General features: G+C 39.5%; 16 protein-coding genes. 1 reads left to right on the plus strand and 15 read right to left on the minus strand.

Annotation, left to right across the window (positions count from 1 at the left end):
- Window positions 1-390 precede the first annotated feature (390 nt).
- On the plus strand, window positions 391-645 hold the full coding sequence (gene rpsT / locus ACH0AK_RS12515) for a 30S ribosomal protein S20 (RefSeq protein ID WP_010735647.1): 255 nt from the start codon (window positions 391-393) through the stop codon (window positions 643-645).
- A 114-nt stretch (window positions 646-759) separates the two neighbouring features.
- On the opposite strand, the gene holA is transcribed toward rpsT, so the two are convergent.
- From holA to recQ, 15 genes are all read right to left on the minus strand, one after another.
- On the minus strand, window positions 760-1806 hold the full coding sequence (holA, locus tag ACH0AK_RS12520) for a DNA polymerase III subunit delta (RefSeq protein WP_041684194.1): 1047 nt from the start codon (window positions 1804-1806) through the stop codon (window positions 760-762).
- A gap of 36 nt (window positions 1807-1842) precedes the next feature.
- Window positions 1843-4119, minus strand: a complete 2277-nt coding sequence (locus tag ACH0AK_RS12525; RefSeq protein WP_137072337.1) for a DNA internalization-related competence protein ComEC/Rec2 — start codon at window positions 4117-4119, stop codon at window positions 1843-1845.
- Window positions 4112-4594, minus strand: a complete 483-nt coding sequence (locus tag ACH0AK_RS12530; protein ID WP_010735650.1) for a ComE operon protein 2 — start codon at window positions 4592-4594, stop codon at window positions 4112-4114. Before ACH0AK_RS12530 ends, ACH0AK_RS12525 begins: the two co-directional genes overlap by 8 nt.
- Before the next feature lie 19 nt (window positions 4595-4613).
- Window positions 4614-5264: a helix-hairpin-helix domain-containing protein gene (locus ACH0AK_RS12535; protein ID WP_041684192.1), complete on the minus strand. Its 651-nt coding sequence runs from the start codon at window positions 5262-5264 to the stop codon at window positions 4614-4616.
- 122 nt (window positions 5265-5386) lie between these two features.
- Window positions 5387-6529, minus strand: a complete 1143-nt coding sequence (locus ACH0AK_RS12540) for a hypothetical protein (protein ID WP_499796945.1) — start codon at window positions 6527-6529, stop codon at window positions 5387-5389.
- Window positions 6530-6831: 302 nt separating this feature from the next.
- On the minus strand, window positions 6832-7875 hold the full coding sequence (locus ACH0AK_RS12545) for a SepM family pheromone-processing serine protease (RefSeq protein ID WP_137072335.1): 1044 nt from the start codon (window positions 7873-7875) through the stop codon (window positions 6832-6834).
- Entirely contained in the window at window positions 7865-8356 is a 492-nt protein-coding gene (gene coaD, locus ACH0AK_RS12550; protein ID WP_010735654.1) for a pantetheine-phosphate adenylyltransferase, read from the minus strand. The genes ACH0AK_RS12545 and coaD overlap by 11 nt, the downstream gene beginning before the upstream one ends.
- On the minus strand, window positions 8357-8914 hold the full coding sequence (gene rsmD, locus ACH0AK_RS12555; RefSeq protein WP_499796946.1) for a 16S rRNA (guanine(966)-N(2))-methyltransferase RsmD: 558 nt from the start codon (window positions 8912-8914) through the stop codon (window positions 8357-8359).
- A gap of 183 nt (window positions 8915-9097) precedes the next feature.
- Window positions 9098-9439: a YlbG family protein gene (locus tag ACH0AK_RS12560; RefSeq protein WP_010735656.1), complete on the minus strand. Its 342-nt coding sequence runs from the start codon at window positions 9437-9439 to the stop codon at window positions 9098-9100.
- Window positions 9423-9854: a YlbF/YmcA family competence regulator gene (locus ACH0AK_RS12565; RefSeq protein ID WP_041684405.1), complete on the minus strand. Its 432-nt coding sequence runs from the start codon at window positions 9852-9854 to the stop codon at window positions 9423-9425. Before ACH0AK_RS12565 ends, ACH0AK_RS12560 begins: the two co-directional genes overlap by 17 nt.
- Window positions 9841-10971 carry a CAP-associated domain-containing protein gene (locus tag ACH0AK_RS12570; RefSeq protein WP_178946761.1) on the minus strand — a complete coding sequence of 377 codons (1131 nt, stop codon included), beginning with the start codon at window positions 10969-10971 and terminating at the stop codon, window positions 9841-9843. The genes ACH0AK_RS12565 and ACH0AK_RS12570 overlap by 14 nt, the downstream gene beginning before the upstream one ends.
- Window positions 10972-10988: 17 nt before the next feature.
- Window positions 10989-14417 carry a pyruvate carboxylase gene (locus ACH0AK_RS12575; protein WP_023519529.1) on the minus strand — a complete coding sequence of 1143 codons (3429 nt, stop codon included), beginning with the start codon at window positions 14415-14417 and terminating at the stop codon, window positions 10989-10991.
- Window positions 14418-14438: 21 nt separating this feature from the next.
- Entirely contained in the window at window positions 14439-15605 is a 1167-nt protein-coding gene (locus ACH0AK_RS12580) for an FtsW/RodA/SpoVE family cell cycle protein (protein WP_010735660.1), read from the minus strand.
- A gap of 2 nt (window positions 15606-15607) precedes the next feature.
- On the minus strand, window positions 15608-15910 hold the full coding sequence (locus tag ACH0AK_RS12585) for an Fpa/YlaN family protein (RefSeq protein WP_010735661.1): 303 nt from the start codon (window positions 15908-15910) through the stop codon (window positions 15608-15610).
- Window positions 15911-16007: 97 nt separating this feature from the next.
- Complete coding sequence (gene recQ / locus ACH0AK_RS12590; RefSeq protein ID WP_023519528.1) at window positions 16008-17786, minus strand: DNA helicase RecQ; 1779 nt, start codon at window positions 17784-17786, stop codon at window positions 16008-16010.
- Window positions 17787-17958: the final 172 nt, after the last annotated feature.

The following is a 17958-nucleotide window of genomic DNA, read 5'->3' on the forward strand; positions in this document are numbered from 1 at the left end:
GCATTCTAATTAGTTATAAAATAACTAAACTATGTTAACGTTATGATTCATTGATTTGAAGCAATCGTATCCCTTTTCAAAAAAAACTTTGCAAACGGTTGACTTTGTTATATACTATTTCAGTACCAAACATCCCATTCAATTATTTATTTACCAAGATAAATTAAACCACGTTTGGTTAAGCGCTCGTTGTCTCCCACAACAGCGCTTTTTCTTTTGTTTTTTTGTTTTTCTGCCACTCATAAATCCACGCTCTCTGATATTTATTACGTGTTAAGGAAAAAAACTTGTCATGTTGATATTGCAATGCGCGCTCGCATTAGGTATAATAATGAATGTTGAATTATGCGGTAACACGCGTAAGAACTTTACTTATCGGAGGTGAAACAAATGCCAAACATTGAATCTGCAATCAAACGTGTTCGCACAAGCGAAAACGCGAATGTAAAAAATTCATCTCAAACTAGTGCTATGCGTACTGCAATCAAAAAATTTGAGGATGCTGTAGCTTCAGGTGCTGACAACGTAGATGCGTTATATAAAGACGCTGTTAAAGCGATCGATATGGCTGAAACTAAAGGTCTTATCCACAAAAACAAAGCAAACCGCGACAAATCTCGTTTAAGCAAAAAAATCGCTAAATAAGGAAATCGGCCACGGCCGGTTTTTTTATTTCCTTTTTCTATACACAAATACACACAGTTTGGCTGATCCCTTTGATGATCAACCGAACTGTGTGTATTTGTGTTGCTATTGTTTTTATTTATTATTTAATCTTTCAGCTGCCTGAAACACAAATAATTGGAAACTCAATTTCTTTTCGATCTGTCCACTTTTTACTTGATAGTCCATCTCGACTAATTGGTCGAACAATTGGACTAATGTTCGTTCATCGAACTTCCTAACTTCTTGCATTGCCAATTTTACCCGATAGGGATGGATTTTCAAAGTTTCCGCAATGTTTGCTTGTTGGTACCCGATTTTGACTAAAAATTTCGTTTGGAGATACAATCGTAGTTGGGAGAGTAGGATCGCATTGATCTTGATGATCTCTTCCCCTTGTGTGACTAAATCTTCAAATAATCGCAGGGTATGTTCCGTATCTCCAGAAAGCATATATTGTGTCATGTCAAAGATATTATGTTCCAATGTCTTAGGCACTAATTGTTCGATTTCTTTCGCAGAGATTGCTGATTGATTCTGTCCATATAACATCAATTTATCTAATTCTGCCATCATTTTTGATAAGTCTAAATCAGTCAATCGTAAAAAAAGGTCAATTGCTTTACGATCTAGAGTAAGCGGTGTATTTTCTAATGTATTCAATAAATACTGTCGCACTTCTTTTTCATTCAATTGCTGAACATTGATCGATATCGCCGTTTTCTTCAATTGTTTCGTGACTTTTTTTCGTTCATCTAATTTTTCATAAGGCGCAAAAAAAACGAGTACGGTTGATTCAAGCGGTTCTTTTAAATAGTCTACTAAAAGATCTGTGTTTTGTTCGATACTGTTGCTGTTTTTTTCACCCGTCAAAAAATAAGGGTTTTCGACAAAAACCACCCGTTGATCACCGAAAAACGGTAAGGTTTCTGCTTCAGCGATTACGTCATCGATCGTTGCTTGAGTCATATCAAATCGCAGAAAATTAAGGTCATCTTCTCCTGATATTTGTATTTTCTTGAGGATTTCTGTACGCACTTGGTCTTGTAAAAACTTCTCAGTTCCTAAAACGAGATAACAAGGTGCGAGCTTTTCTTTACGAATTTTTTGTAGTTCAACTTGGATACTCACATCTCTCACCACTTTCCAATTTATCCTATCACGAGAAAACAAAAATTACTAGTCTATCATTTTATGAAGTCGGCCATTTTTTGTCCAAATAGGATGCCAATAAAAAGTGATCGCTCCATTTTTATCTGTTCGATAAACTGCACTCTCTAAGCTTTCTAACGTTTCAAGGACTTCAGGATGTGGATGGCCATAGCGATTGTCAAGCCCGTTAGATAAAATCCCCATCTTCGGTTGTAAAGCAGCCAAAAACATAGGATGACTCGAACTACGACTCCCATGATGTCCTAGTTTCACGACCTCCGCCCTTAATGTTGGGTAAGCATTCAACAGGTCGAGTTCCCCTTCTTGATCCAAATCCCCCAGTAATAAAAAGCGCTGCTTCTTATATGCGAACCAGAGAACCACTGAATCTTCATTTTTTCCTTGCCCTTCTTTACTTGGCATCAAAACGTACAAGTCAAAGCAAGCAGATATTCGATCTCCTTGCCTGACTTCTATGATCTTAGTTCCTAACTGACTAATTTTTATCAATCGTTCGCGAAACTTTGGCTCTTTGGCAGCGCCCCAACCAATATATATCTTTTCAATGGTGAAATGTGACGAGAGTGTCTCTAATTCTCCGATATGATCAGTGTCATTATGTGTGAGAAATAGTTTTGTGATCGTGGTGATCCCTTGTCCTTTTAAATACGGAACGATATTATTTTCTGCATAAGGACGAGTAATACGTTGCTGCCACGCTTCTGTTTCAACATTTAATCTGCCCCCAGTATCGATTAAAATCACTTCTTGTTTCATCGGACTTTTTAGTAGGATACTGTCGCCTTGTCCGACATCGATAAAGGTGATCGTAGTCGAGGCATCAAGTAATGGTATCAAGAAATAACTGAGGAGGAGTGATAATGAATAAATGATTTTTTTCCATGGCGGAATCGTTACGCTCTCAAACAAAAGTAAGAGGACGACAATACTCAATAAAACGAAATAAAAAGCGGGTTGCCCGATCGTCAGTGTGGAGAAATCAAAACAAGAGAGGAAGTCTTCAAAGAGAATCAAACACGATTCGAGGATTTCTAATAAGGACTGCGGAAGGATGTTGCCTGCTAAAAAGAGAATGATCACCCCTGGAAGAAGGACGTATTGGAATAATGGAATACCAAGTGTCGTGAATAGGCCACCTAAAAACGACCACTCATAGAAATACCAAGCACTTAAAGGTAATTGGATTGCACTTGTTTGGAATAAATAGAATAAACGATTGTTCCAACCTTTTGATGAGTGAGAAAATGTCAAAAACAATAAACTCATCCATATACTTAATTGCGCGCCCATTTGAAGCAGGATCAATGGATCGAACAATAAAAGCAACCATAGATTCAAAGAAAAGCAATCAAGCGTAGATAGTTTGATTGCTGCCAATTTAAGTATAAGCTTCAACATAAATAAGCTCCCTGCTCTAACCACAGAAAATGAGCCTCCAGCTAATAGGATATACCCCACTGTAAGCAATGTCAGTGGAAGAATCGTAATAGACAAAAGACAGCCACTTCGTCGAAAAAGATAATACAAAAATCCTAAATAATAGTGGACATGCATCCCAGAAACTGCGAATAGATGCAGTAACCCAGTGGCTTTAAAAATTGATTCGGATTCGCGAAAAGAAGCATCACGATAACCGTAAAGTAACGCGTTGATATACATCCCTATTTTTTCAGGATAGCGTTTTTTTACATAATTGATTGCTTTGCCACGGAGGTCACGAAATAGAGTCACCCCTCCCATTGTTGAAGGCAGGACTTGAAAATCAGTTCCATGAAACTGACCACTGGTTCGTGATCCCTTCAGATATTTGACCGCATCAAATGCATAACGATTACGCAGGGATTCAGGTTTCTGATAACTGCCAGTTACTCGAAGTTCAATCGGATAACCGCGAAAGTCTTCCCATTGTTGTGCTTCTGCTTTTGTTTTGGCTTGATAACTTAGCTGTACTTTTTGTTTCGTTGGGATTCTTCGCGCCTCTACAATCAACCAGTCGCCATTCCGTTGAATTGTATCGGTCATCAATAGAAACTCTTCAGTTGTTTTTGTGTGATCAATCGAGGGAACCTCTGAACGAAGACAAGCCAACCAGACTGTCAGACTGCAAAAACAACAAAGATAGATCACGGCTTGCTTGTGTTTGAATAGGACCAGAAGAAAAAGACCAGCAACGATCAAGCGAGAAAGATCATGCTCCTTATAGTAAACGAAACATAAAATGACCGAAGACATTGCTGGTAAAATCAAGTAATTACGAACTTGTTCGCCAAATTGTTTAATCAAGTTCTCCTGTTGACTCTTGTTGAAGTTTAGCAAAATATTTCATATCTAAATTGACTTGATGGACGGATGCACCTAATTGGGTAATCAATGACTGTGCATAAGGGTCATTGCGATAATCATGCAAGTAGTGGATTTTCCTGATTCCTGCTTGAAGCAATGCTTTTGTACATGCCAAACATGGAAAATGGGTGACATAGATCTCTGACCCTTCTGTAGGAACTCCAAGTTTTGCACATTGGAGTAACGCATTCATTTCTGCATGGATCGTTCGTAAACAGTGACCATTCACGACATAGCAACCTTCGTCGATACAATGAACATCCCCACTCACTGCGCCGTTATAACCACCCGCAATGATTCGTTTCTCTCTAACTAATGTGGCACCTACTTCTAATCGTGTACATGTACTTCTTAATGATAATAACACGGCTTGTGCCATAAAATACTGATCCCAAGGAATTCGTTCATTTCTCATAATTTGTCTCCTCATTGGTTTATTCTATAATTGTAACGAAGTTTTTCAGTTTTTCAACTGTCTTTTCGCCAAATCCCGATATTTCTTTCAAACTTTCAATTGTTTGGAAGGAACCGTTGGTTTCGCGATAATTGATGATCTCTTGTGCTTTCATTGCCCCGATTCCTGGAAGCTCCTGTAATTCAGCAAGGCTGGCAGTATTAAGATTGACTTTCTTTTCCTCTGGCTGTTCTTTTTCCTTTACTTCCTCAACTAACTGAGGCATCTCTTCGCCAACTTGGGGAATATATAGCACTTGTTGGTCCGAAACTTTTGCAGCAAAATTGATTTGTTTTTCATCAGCGTGTGCAGTCAATCCTCCTGCTTTTTCAATGATATCAAATACACGTTCCTCGTCGGTAAATGCGTATATTCCTGGCCGATGGACATTGCCTTTCACGTCTACATACATAATTGGGTCGTTTGTCGTTGTTCCGGTTGTCGCAGTCTTTTGGTAACTATCCGAGCTTGTAGCAGTTAGCAACGGTACGTTACTAGCTTCATTGATCTTAGTTGGACCGATCTGACGGTATAAGACCACTCCTACTATCATACTAACTGATACACTGCATATAAAAAATAGAATGAAACGTTTTGGCGAATCAAAGATTTCTTGAACTATTTTCTTCATTGGTATTCTTTGCTATTTCATTTTCCTTTCTAAAAAATAGTGAAAAAACATCTATACTTCGATGTTCCTTCACTATTAGATACGCCTCAAATGATGATTTCTTTTATTTTTATATCCACGGTTTATTTAGTTGGTTCTATCCTTGGTTTCGGCTTCAAACTTGGAGAAGGCGGAGCTGGTCGTCGATTTTCCCCTGACTTACTCATTGCTGCTTGTTTGGTCATGCCAAATGAACGTTTGCCTGAGTCATTATGACTATTAAAAACCATACGGTCGGACTTCCCAGATCTGTTCTCTATTTCCAAGATTCGTTGTTTCACCGATTGCACAGCACCTTCTACAGATAAGTTTTTTGACGAAATAAGTCCTTGATTGATCGCAGATTTTACTTCTCGAGGTTTCGAATCACGTCGTTCAACCTCATCTTTCAATGAATTTTTTCTTCCATTATTTTCTTGCAACTCTGAAATTGGTGATAACCGTCTTGGTTGTTTGCTTTGTTGCTCATGATGACCAGTAAATGCTCCCTCGCCATGAACAGAAGAATTTCTGTGGTGTCCAGTTATAGGTCGTTCGATTCGTTCCTCTTCATTATGGGAAACTTCTATATACGATGAAACTTTCTCCCCATTGTTCGCTCGTCGGATTACTGCGTAAATAACGGAGTCATCTTTTCCATGGATAATTATCTTGCGAGACTTCTCGCTTTCTCCACCTTCCTCTAGGAAAGAAAGGGTACTGTAGTGTAATTCATCTTCTGTTTCAGGTTGACGCCGTTTTTTTTGCTCCGAAGATTGTGCTCGAAACTGTTCCCTTAGTTCCAACCCGCGAGCCGTAGGGATAGATTTCGCTCTTGAAGCTAAGCGCTCGATTTCACCAACGATTTCTTTTGAATCAATCCATACATCTTTAGCAACAATCGATTGAATATATTCTGATTTAAAATATTTACTATTCAAATCCTTTAGTGTATTCTCATATTTTTTAGGCTCTTTATTCTTACGCCTAAGAATAAAATTGAAAACTCTATCCGTTTTACTCAACTTCTTCTGTCGAAAATCTGCAAGTAAGCGCCTGGTCCACAACACACCGTTTCGATGTTTTGACAGTTGGTCTTTCGTTTCTTCCAATTGTTTGTCAAAATCAATCAATACACGTTTAAAGTCTGCTGTTTTCCGCAAATGCCCAAAATTTTTTTTATACTTTTTTTCGGAGTAATATTCTCCGATATCGAATGATGATTCTCGATTGCTTGGTTGTTCCATATTTATCTTGCCCCTTTCTAACTCTTTTTTATATAGTAGCAAACTTACTTAAAATTACCTACAAAATAACAAAACGTTTTTTTGTAATTATTGAAAAAAAAGAAAAAGAGGGGACATGAGCCCTTTCGTACCACCTAAACCGAATAAACGGCGGGAACAGATAGAAACTCTTCGAAAAATAATGCGCCACTCACAAAAATTTAAAAAACAATTTTCGTGGATGGCGCATTATTAGTTGATGCTAAACATGTCTAGACCTCGCTTTAAAATATGAGTACAAAACATACAAGTCGATAAACCGTTTATTTCATGTTCTCAAGATACTCTAAGGCATCTTGCACTGTTTTGACCGGAACGATCTTCATCGATGTATTGAGTTTTTTAGCCGCAGCTTTGGCTTCTTCATAGTTCGTTTTGATATCTGGATTTTCTTTTTTCACTTCCTCAGAAATCGTATCATCTGGCGCAAAAAAGATATTCATTCCTGCTTCGTCTGCACTTGCCACTTTTTTATCGATTCCACCGATTCGTCCCACTTCACCTGCACTATTGATTGTCCCTGTACCGGCTATTTTTTTCCCTTTACGGATGTTTTTATGGGTCAACTGTTCATAGATCTCCAAAGTAAACATCAAGCCTGCTGAAGGGCCACCGATTGAACCAGAATTGATTGCCACTTCTGTGTCTGTGGCGATTTCTGTATGGTCGGTCAACGTGATCCCGATTCCTGGTTTTTTATCTGTCGATAACTCGATCAGTTTACCTGAAGCTTCTTCTTCTTTGCCATTGTGGATGAAGGTGATTGTGACAACCTGTCCTACTTCCTGTCCTTTCACGTACTTCATAAATTCTTCCGCACTCTTGAAACTCATCCCATCTACTTTCGTGACTGTATCGCCAACAGATAGTTTCTTGTAAAAACTCGAATTTTTTTCGACGCCCATGACATAGACACCTTTGAATTCCATCGTATACGGAATATTCGCTAGTTTCAAGGCTTGCTCGATGGCGGCATTTTGTGAGGATTCCATATAATATTTTTGCATCTGATTATATTCTTCATTTGTCGCTCCACCAGTCAACTCTTCTTCACTGATAACATCTTTGAAATCTGACAGCAGTGCGGAGACGACACCAAATCCTGTTGCTCTTCTGATTCCTACAGAAGTGAGAGAGAAAGAGCCTGATTCTTTATCTTCTTGATCATTGACTGTGATCATATCTTTAAGATCAATTGTGGCACCTGGAGCCTCCACATAATAGGGTAAAGGAACAATGACAAAGCCTGCTAATAACGTACCTAAAAGGATTACGGATAATGTTTTCCACCATTTCTTATTCTGCATCACTTTCACGCTTTCTAGCTAATGCTTCGTTGATCACAGTAGGTAAATAGGTGCTCACGTCCCCACCAAAATAAAGAACCTCTTTAAGCATACTTGAGCTGATATGGCTATACTCTGGTTTTGCCATAAAAAGCACCGTCTCCAATTCAGGACTCAAATGATGATTCATTTGCGCAATGTCACGTTCATATTCAAAATCTTTGAAGCTGCGAACACCTCGAACCAGCGCTTGAATACCTAGTTCTTTTGCCGTCGTCACTGTCAACTGTGTCTCTTGGTGGATCACTCGGACATTTTCTAAGTGTGCGACTGCTTGTGTGATCAATTCCAAGCGTTCCTCAGCCGTGAACAATGTTTTTTTTGATGTATTGATAAAGATACCGATGATCACTTCATCAAACAACTTCGCAGCTCGTTCGATCGTGTCTAAATGTCCCATAGTCAATGGGTCGAAACTCCCTGGAAATAAAGCTCTTCTCATTTATATTTCCTCTTTTCTATAAATGGTCACCGCAGAGATGCCATAGGTCTGCTGTTTGATTTGTTGAAAATTTCCTATTGTCTCAGGAAGCTCCACTGACTTATCTGTTTCGCATACGATCAAGGCAGCATCCTGAAAAAGAGCCAATTCTTGCATACGTTTAATTTGATCGACGATTTTTTGTTTAGCATAAGGTGGATCTAAAAATAGAATATCAATCTTTTGATCTTCTTTCGCCAGTGACTCAATCGCTTTATCAGCATCTAATTTCATTGTATTGAATTTGTTCGGTTCTTTAGTGATTTCAATATTTTCTTTGATTATTTTTAGTGCTTGATAGTTTTTCTCCACGCAGATTGCGTAGCTACAGCCTCTGGAAACTGCTTCGATCGCTAGACCCCCGCTTCCTGAGTAAAGATCCAAAACGACCTCTCCATTAAAATAAGGACCGATCATGTTGAATATCGACTCTTTGACTTTATCAGACGTCGGTCGAGTATTTGGCCCTGCTAAACTTTTTAAACGGCGACCGCCGTAATCTCCTGAAATTACTCGCATCTACTCACTCCTTGAAACATACTGTTATTAGTATACCAAAAAAATAGACTTGATTCCGACTAAAATCGTCAATTCTCAAGTCTATTTTTTCTTAATTTAACTTTTTATAACTATTCAAAATCTTTTTATCACATTTTCTTCATTTTCGTCGATTTTATTAACTATAACGCTAGACTCTCTTTACTAGAAAACGTGATCAGCTAAGCGGATCTTGGTGTTTAATTCTTCGATCTCGAAGCCTTCTTCTTTTGTGTCCGCCTTTTTGCCGATTTTTTCAGCAAAATTCATTTCGATATCTGGTCGATAAGAACGTTCGACATTTCGTACGAAATGTAATTTCTTGATCCTTTCTTCCGTTTGTTCATAGTTGTCTTCATTTAAATACATGATCACATACTTCATTTTACGAGAGACATAATGCACTAATCCAAATTTGCGAAGATTTTTCAATTGTTTTAAACTATATACCCACACGACTAACCCTCGCCGATGTGTTTGTTCAAATTTTTTATTTTCTATGTCCATGGCAGTTTCCTCCGCACCCTTCACTTTTTTCAAAAAATGGACTACCTGCACTGATTTTGATCTCCGTCGAAATCGTATGTGCAAGTTGTTTTCCAATGGAATCTAGTATCTTTTGTAATTCTGTTTCACTTATTCGAAAAGCTGCTACTTCCTCATTTAGATCCAACTGCCTTTTGGCTTGGCGTACAGTTCGTTGTTTTTCACGAAACTCTGGAATGTACTTTCCATAAGGTGAAATTTCTTCAAATGCTTGTCTGCTTACAATAAAATCATTTTTTAACTGGTTGACGTTGATAGAAGTTTCCATCTCTTTTTTAGTTTTGAGATATTGTTCCATCATTTTACTTGTTACAATCGTTTGAACAAGCTGATGACACTGGTCCTCCAGTTCAAACAACTCCTCATTGATTATCACTGCTTTCACTAGTCTCCTCTTTTTCCTTCATTAAGACTAACATGTTTTCTTTCGAAAACGCAACGCCTAACTGTGTTGGTTCTTTTTCCAAGAATCGATCATGATAATAAGGATCAGTATATAACAATAACACTGAAAAAGTCGGATCAATGATTGGATGCATGAAAATCCCAGTTGTTTGATCTAATTGTCGTTTTTCCACTAAGCGATTGATTTCATCATTTGACAACGTAAATTTAACTGTAGTTTGCGAAGTCTGTGTTGCCATTTGCCACTCTGCCAAACGATTTTCTGCCAACCATTCTTCTGGTTTTTCGATAAAGTCTGTTAACAGTACATTCGTTTGGATCATAAAATCTGGAGAGTAATGATAATCAGGCAGTTCAGCTTCTTGGCGTAATCTCGTCAATACTCGAGTGATGACACGCTCTCTTGATTGATTGATACTTTCCCAGTCTGCTGAACTATCCATTTCGTAGTGGGGCAATCCCTCTCCAAAGACCTGGTAAGGCATTAATTTCAACAAGCTTTTCTTATTTAAATAAACTGTTGAAAATAATCCACCTGTGTCTTGATCAAAGAAAAGCATCGCAAATGTACCGTTATCAAAAGCAATCAAGGGACGATAATTCATGTCTTCTTCAGTTAACTCGATTCCGACTTCTGTCTCTTCATACTCAAATGTGAAGTTCGGAAAAATCGTTGTAATCTCTGTCAGATCCTGCATAGTCATGCCAACGGCAAATGGTGTCAAACTAGTTGCGTTCGCATTTAAAACTTTGATAGCCTCTACTCGGTCATTTTGTATATTTGCTTCAAGTACGATTTGTTGAATTGGATCTTGATAATATCTGATCTCAAAGCCGAATCCGCTCGTCAAACGATCTTTAGGTGAACCAATCTCTGCTTCTAATTCGGTGACTGATCGACCAATATATGTAGAAAAGCCAGTCGCATTTAGCTCCTGGTATTTCCAAGACGTTACCTGATTTTGATTTCCTATCAGTTGTTGGTCTTGCGTGGATGTTTCAAGTTTGGGAGGGAACACTACTGGCTCCAAATATAAAGCCGACGTGACGAATAGTAGTGTTGCTATAAATAGACCTAGTCGTTTCAAATGTTCCCTCTCCTTTCTTATTTTTCTGTAACTTCGATCAATAGATCTCCTGAGGCAATGGGATCGCCAGCAACAACATAGAGATGTGCGATTTCTCCATCAAATGGTGCTTCAATGGCCGTTTCCATCTTCATTGCTTCAGTAACCATCAATGTATCGCCTCTTTTGACCGTATCGCCTTTTTTCACCAAGACGTCTAAAACTGAACCGGACATCGTCGCACCGATTTGTTCGCGATTGGTTGGTTCTGCTTTTCGTCTAGTTTTTACCGCACTGACGATCGACGTATCTTTGACGGTGATTTCTCTTCGTTGACCGTTCAAATTAAAGAATAACACACGATTTCCTTCAATATCAGGTTCACCGATCTCGTCTAAACGAATGATCAGGATCTTGCCTTTTTCGATTTGAACGTTGACCGTTTCCCCTAAACGAATCCCTTGGAAGAAAGTCGGTGTATCCAGTAATGTGACATCGCCAAATTGATTATAAGCGGTCTGATAATCCAAGAAGACTTGTGGATACATCAAGTAACTCAAGACTTCTTCTTGTTTTGGTTCATAGCCGATCTTTTTAGCTAATTCTGCTTTGACTTTTTCGAAGTCTACTGTTTCAGCGAACAATCCTGGACGTTCGGTGATGGCTGGACGACCTTTCAAAATGATCTTTTGGAGTTTTTCTGGGAACCCGCCTACTGGCTGGCCTAATTCACCTTGGAAGAAGGTAACGACTGATTCAGGGAAACTCAATGTCTCGCCTTTTTCGTAAATGTCTTCTTCGCTCAACTCATTTTGGACCATGAACAAGGCCATATCGCCTACAACTTTAGAAGAAGGCGTGACTTTGACGATATCACCAAACATCAAGTTTACTGTGTGGTACATTTTTTTGATATCATCCCAACGATGACCTAAGCCAACTGCTTTGGCTTGTTGTTGTAAGTTCGAGTATTGTCCACCTGGCATTTCGTGCATATAAACTTCAGTTTCAGGTGCATTCAAGCCATTCTCAAATGGTTTGTAATACATGCGAACATCTTCCCAATAGTGATTCAACTGTTGCGCATTTTCAATATTGATTTCTGGTACACGTGGACCATTGACCAAAGCGTAATACAAACTGCTCATACTTGGTTGGCTAGTATTTCCACTCATCGCACTCATCGCTACATCGACGATATCGACACCCGCTTTAGTTGCTGCTGAGTAAGTGATGATGCCATTGCCACTCGTATCATGTGTGTGTAAATGGATTGGTAGATCCGTTGTCGCCTTCAGTTCACTGATCAAGCGATAAGCAGCTTGCGGTTTCAACAGTCCTGCCATATCTTTGATTGCGATCAGATGAGCGCCTAACTGTTCCAGCTCTTTTGCCATGTCCTTATAATATTGCACATTGTATTTCGCACGACTTGGATCATTGATATCACCTGTGTAGCAAATCGTCGCTTCTGCAATTTTCCCTGTATCACGAACGGCTTGGATACTCTTTTCCATTTGCGGTACCCAGTTCAGACTGTCAAAGATCCGGAAGACATCGATGCCTTGTGTCGCTGCTTCTTTGATAAATTCAGCGATCACGTTGTCTGGGTAGTTGGAGTAGCCGACAGCATTCGATCCTCTAAAGAGCATTTGCAATAAAGTATTTGGCATCAAGGAGCGAATCTTTCTCAGGCGTTTCCATGGATCCTCATTCAAGAAACGATAGGCGACGTCAAATGTTGCACCGCCCCACATTTCGCTTGAAAACAGCTCAGGAAGCCCTTCACCAGTCAATCGCGCGATTTCTTTGAAATCTTTTGTGCGCACACGAGTAGCCAATAAGCTTTGATGGGCATCTCTAAACGTGGTATCTGTCAATAACACATTTTCTTGTTGTTTGACCCAATCCACTAATGCAGAAGCGCCGTCTTTGTCTAAGACATTTTTTGCTGTGATGTAATCCGGACGAGTGATCAGCTCTTTTGGCATACGTGGTGCATCGTAATATGGTTTTTCACCACGTTCAATGCCAGGGAAACCATTTACTGTGATTTCTCCGATGTATTTCATCGTTTTATTTCCACGGTCACGTAAGCGTGGGAAGTCAAATAATTCATTGGTACTATCGATGAACGTCGTTTTAGCTTGTCCTGATTGAAATTCTGGGTGCAAGATGACATTCAACATAAATGGAATATTTGTTTTCACTCCACGGATACGGAATTCTCTCAAGCAACGTTCCATTTTTTGGATCGCTGTTGCAAAATCAGCCGCATGGGTACAAACTTTTACTAGAAGCGAATCAAAATATGGGGTAACGATGTAACCTGCATAGGCATTCCCTACATCTAAGCGGACGCCCATCCCACCTGGTGAGCGATACGTATCGATCTTACCAGTATCTGGTAGAAAGTTACTCAATGGGTCTTCCGTTGTGATCCGACATTGGATGGCTGAACCTTTGATTTTTATTTCACTTTGCTGTGGCAATCCGATTTCTTTATGCAGATCTTTTCCTTGTGCAATCAATAATTGCGTCGTCACGATATCGACATCCGTAATCATCTCAGTGATCGTATGCTCCACTTGGACACGTGGATTGACTTCAATAAAATAAAATTCGTCATTTTCCACTAAAAATTCGACTGTCCCTGCATTGACATACCCCACATGCTTCATCAACTGGACAGCAGCCTGACAAATACGTTGACGCTGTTGCTCATTCATCGAAACGCAAGGAGCGACTTCTACGACTTTTTGATGACGCCGCTGGACTGAACAATCCCGTTCAAATAGATGGATGATGTTTCCATGGGTATCCCCTAAGATCTGGACCTCGATGTGTTTCGGATCAGCGATATACTTTTCAACATAGACTTCATCACTACCAAAAGCAGCTTTCGCTTCACTTTTTGCACGTTCATATCCTTCACGAGCGCCTTTTTCGTCATATGCTACACGCATCCCACGACCGCCACCGCCTAATGCTGCTTTGATCATCACTGGATAGCCATGACGTTCAGCAAATGATAAAACTTCTTCAATTGACTCTACTGGACCATCTGTCCCAGGGATCGATGCGATACCAGCTTCGATTGCTGCTGTTTTCGCTTTGATCTTATCGCCAAAAATATCAAGATGATGAAGTTCTGGCCCAACAAAAGTGATGCCTTCTTCTTTGCACCGTGTGGCAAAGTGTAAGTTTTCAGATAATAATCCATAACCGGGATGGATCGCGTCCGCTCCACTAGCCTTAGCAATCTCAAGAATCCCTTCAATATCAAGATACGCATCTATCGGTCTTTTTCCTTTACCAACTAGATATGCCTCATCCGCTTTAAAGCGATGCACGGAATATTCATCTTCTTCTGCATAGACACCTACAGTTTGGATCCCTAATTCTGTACAGGCACGAAATACCCGTACAGCAATTTCTCCTCTGTTAGCTACCAAAACTTTTCTCATCGAATCACTCCTACGTCAATTTTAGTAAATACCTAAACTCTTCCGTTTCTCATCTGCGCTGATATTCAGGACGAAACCTACGCAGATCGAAAGCATCAGCAAACTCGAACCACCTTGACTCAAGAATGGGAATGTGATCCCTGTCAATGGGATGATCCCAGTGATCCCGCCAAGGTTGACAAATACTTGGATCAGAAACATCGAACCGATTCCGATACATAGCAAAGAATTAAATGGATCTTTTGAGCGGATACCCACTAAGATGATACGCGCAATCATGAACATCAATAAAGCTAAGATCAAAATACCCATGATCACTCCTAATTCTTCTACTACGATGGCATAGATAAAGTCGGTTTGCGCTTCTTGTAGAAATCCTTTTTTCTGGATACTATTCCCTAATCCGCGACCGAATAGACCACCGTTGAACATCGCATAATAACCATTCACCATTTGGTGTCCGTTATTCAATTCATCAGTAAAAGGGTTTTGAAAAATCTCAAAACGATGATAAATATATTGTAGGCGACCAGGGAAAAGTTTCCCTTGGGTCACGTTGATCAACCAAATTGTTACTACACTAAAAATGATTCCTCCGACACCGACGATCAAGGTGTAAAAATAATTGACGCCGCTAGCTAATAGTAACACGATGATGATCAAAAAAATAACCGTTGCATTCCCAAAATCGGGTAGACTTGCCACTAACACTGTCAAGGCAAGTACTAACAATAAAGGTCGTTTGACAGTTGCAATGAAGTTTTTTTGCACACTCATTTGTCTCTGTGACAAAGTAAAGGAAAGATACCAGATGGCAATGATCTTTAGGTATTCGGCGGGCTGGATAGAAAATCCGGCAATTTCAAGCCAACCTTTTGCACCATTACGTTCTTCCCCAAAAAATAAGACGATCAATAATAAAATCGTCAAGACTGCGATAGCCGCCATGATCAATCGCTGATTTTTCAATACACCGATTTTCATTTTGTATAGGAGTGCAATAACGATCAAGCTAAGCACCCAAAAAATACTTTGATTGATGACTGATGACGCTGGATTGCTCCCATTTGCTAATAGCAAGTAGGAGGTGGAGCTATAAACCATGATCAACCCGATGATACATAAAATCAAATATGGAATCAAAATACTGTAATCCAACAGATGCCTTTTTTTCACTTTATTCGGCAAGCTTATTCCCCCTTGCCACTTTCTTTTTTATCATAATTTTCTCGGTAAACTTCATTGTATAAGTGATTCAATTGACGTTCTAACTCACTGAGCATCAGTTGCCCTTCTTTTTTTTCAATGATCCCTACACGTATCGCAAAACTCACTTGTTGAGAAAATCCATACATTTGTGTATCGACTACCTCTTCAAAGGCTTTGCACTGCGAGATACAAAGACTGTTTGTTTGATTTTGGATCAAACGCTTGATGCGATCTGCCTCATCAATCAACACATTGAGTGCCGTCTCTTTTGAAAGAGAATCCATTTGCCTTTCCCTCCATTTCTAAGTTCATTCATTATAGCATATTTTATGCGATAACTGAGCAAGAACCTAGATTTATCTAGGCTTTTTTTTAGGTTTTTTAACTGTCACTTGGCGTAGCGCTTTCTTGGAAATTTTTGATTACCTGCAAGAACATTTCACCGTACTTATCAAGCTTGCTTTGCCCTACCCCTTTGATTTGGAGAAGTGCCAATCGGTCATTTGGTCGATGCTGACTCATTTCTTTGAGTGTCGCATCTGAAAAAACAACATACGGCGGAACACCTGCATCAACAGCTAAATCAGTCCGTAACTGGCGTAATACTTCAAATAGACCATCCGTTTCGTCATGCGACAATTGTTGCACTTTTTTGGGTTCCTTTTTGTGGACAGTTACTTTTCCCATAAGCACTTGCACCCCAAGATCGCTGACTTTCAAAACAGGGTATTCACCACTAGCCGCAAGTAAGTAGCCACTTGAAATCAGATAGTCGATCAACTGTAATATATTTTTTTGTGACAGATTCCTTAGTAGACCATAAGTAGACAATCGATCAAACTGAAACTGTTTGATTTTCTGATCTTTTGATCCGGCAAGGACTTTCATTAGTAATTGTTTTCCGTAGTTCTCACCCATTCGTTTCAAACAAGACAAAACCATTTGCGTTTCTGTGGTCACATCGACAAGTTCACGATCATCAAGACAGTTGCCACAACGCTGACAAGGCTCGCTTGCTTCTCCAAAGTAAGAAAGAATATATTGTTGCAGACAGGATTCGATATGGACGTATTCAGTCATTGCTCGGATCTTGTCGTATTCCTTATGTTTTTGTGCTTCCTCACGTTGCGATTGTTGAACAAAAAACTTTTGGACTTGCACATCTTGTGGCGCAAATAGCAAAATGGCTTCACTAGGTAAGCCATCTCTTCCGGCACGACCAGCTTCCTGATAATATGCTTCTAATGAACCTGGTATTTGGTAGTGAATGACAAAACGAATATTACTTTTATTGATCCCCATTCCAAAAGCGTTCGTTGCTACTAATAGCTGAATACGATCATAGAGGAAAGCTTCTTGCATTTCCGTCCGTTCCCTTTCTGAAATACCGCCGTGGTATCTGCCAACGGAAAAACCAAATTTCGCCAACAACTGATATAGTCGATCCACTTCTTTTCTAGTCGCGGCATAAATGATGCCGGATTGATTTTGATTCACTTTTAAATACTCGACCAAATATTGTTCTTTTTTTTGATCTTTGATAACCTGCAACCTCAGATTTTCTCGTGCAAATCCAGTTTGAATATGGTTCTGTTCAGGGATTTTTAAAAGTCTTTTGATATCTGTCGCTACAGGGACAGTAGCAGTTGCTGTCAAGGCCACGATGGGCGGACGCTGAGGAATACCTTCTAAAATATTCGCCATCTGTAAATAACTGGGTCTGAAATCATGCCCCCATTGCGAGATACAGTGGGCTTCATCAATGGCAATCAAGCGAACGGACCAACGATTCATCGCTTGGATAAAATCAGGCATGATAAAACGTTCTGGTGCAACATATAACAATTGATACTTTTCTTCATCTAATGAACGAAAACGTTGTGCCACTTCATATCCTTCTAATGAACTATTAATAAACGTAGCAGCGATCCCCAGTTGATTCGCAGCATCCACTTGATCTTTCATCAAAGAGATCAAGGGAGAAACGACGATTGTCACCCCTTCCAAGGCTAGCGCAGGTAGCTGATAACATATTGATTTTCCGCTTCCAGTCGGCATGATACCCAAGACATCTTCTTGAGCCATGATTTTTTCAATGATTTCTTTTTGGCCTGGGCGGAAAAGCTCATATCCAAAATATTTTTTTAATAACTGCTCCACATGCGGCCTCCTCGATTTCTGTTTGTTTTTACACTTTCAAGTTTTACTTCTTTCATCTAACTATTAATTACGCATTTTCTCAAATGATTCATCAGACATGTACTATCTATTCTACTTCTGTCTGCTCATAAGAGCAAGCCTAACTCCGTGAAACAAAACACCATTTGTGAAA

This window comes from Enterococcus pernyi, from assembly GCF_045371165.1.
GTDB classification, from domain to species: domain Bacteria; phylum Bacillota; class Bacilli; order Lactobacillales; family Enterococcaceae; genus Enterococcus_B; species Enterococcus_B pernyi.

Bases quoted from the DNA above. Each gene is read 5' to 3' on its own strand.
- ACH0AK_RS12560 (WP_010735656.1), bottom strand. From the start codon at position 9,439: ATGGACATAGAAAATAAAAAATTTGAACAAACACATCGGCGAGGGTTA.
- ACH0AK_RS12585 (WP_010735661.1), bottom strand. From the start codon at position 15,910: ATGGATTCTCTTTCAAAAGAGACGGCACTCAATGTGTTGATTGATGAG.
- ACH0AK_RS12530 (WP_010735650.1), bottom strand. From the start codon at position 4,594: ATGAGAAATGAACGAATTCCTTGGGATCAGTATTTTATGGCACAAGCC.
- ACH0AK_RS12575 (WP_023519529.1), bottom strand. From the start codon at position 14,417: ATGAGAAAAGTTTTGGTAGCTAACAGAGGAGAAATTGCTGTACGGGTA.
- rpsT (WP_010735647.1), top strand. From the start codon at position 391: ATGCCAAACATTGAATCTGCAATCAAACGTGTTCGCACAAGCGAAAAC.
- coaD (WP_010735654.1), bottom strand. From the start codon at position 8,356: ATGAGAAGAGCTTTATTTCCAGGGAGTTTCGACCCATTGACTATGGGA.
- ACH0AK_RS12540 (WP_499796945.1), bottom strand. From the start codon at position 6,529: ATGGAACAACCAAGCAATCGAGAATCATCATTCGATATCGGAGAATAT.
- rsmD (WP_499796946.1), bottom strand. From the start codon at position 8,914: ATGCGAGTAATTTCAGGAGATTACGGCGGTCGCCGTTTAAAAAGTTTA.
- ACH0AK_RS12545 (WP_137072335.1), bottom strand. From the start codon at position 7,875: ATGCAGAATAAGAAATGGTGGAAAACATTATCCGTAATCCTTTTAGGT.
- ACH0AK_RS12535 (WP_041684192.1), bottom strand. From the start codon at position 5,264: ATGAAGAAAATAGTTCAAGAAATCTTTGATTCGCCAAAACGTTTCATT.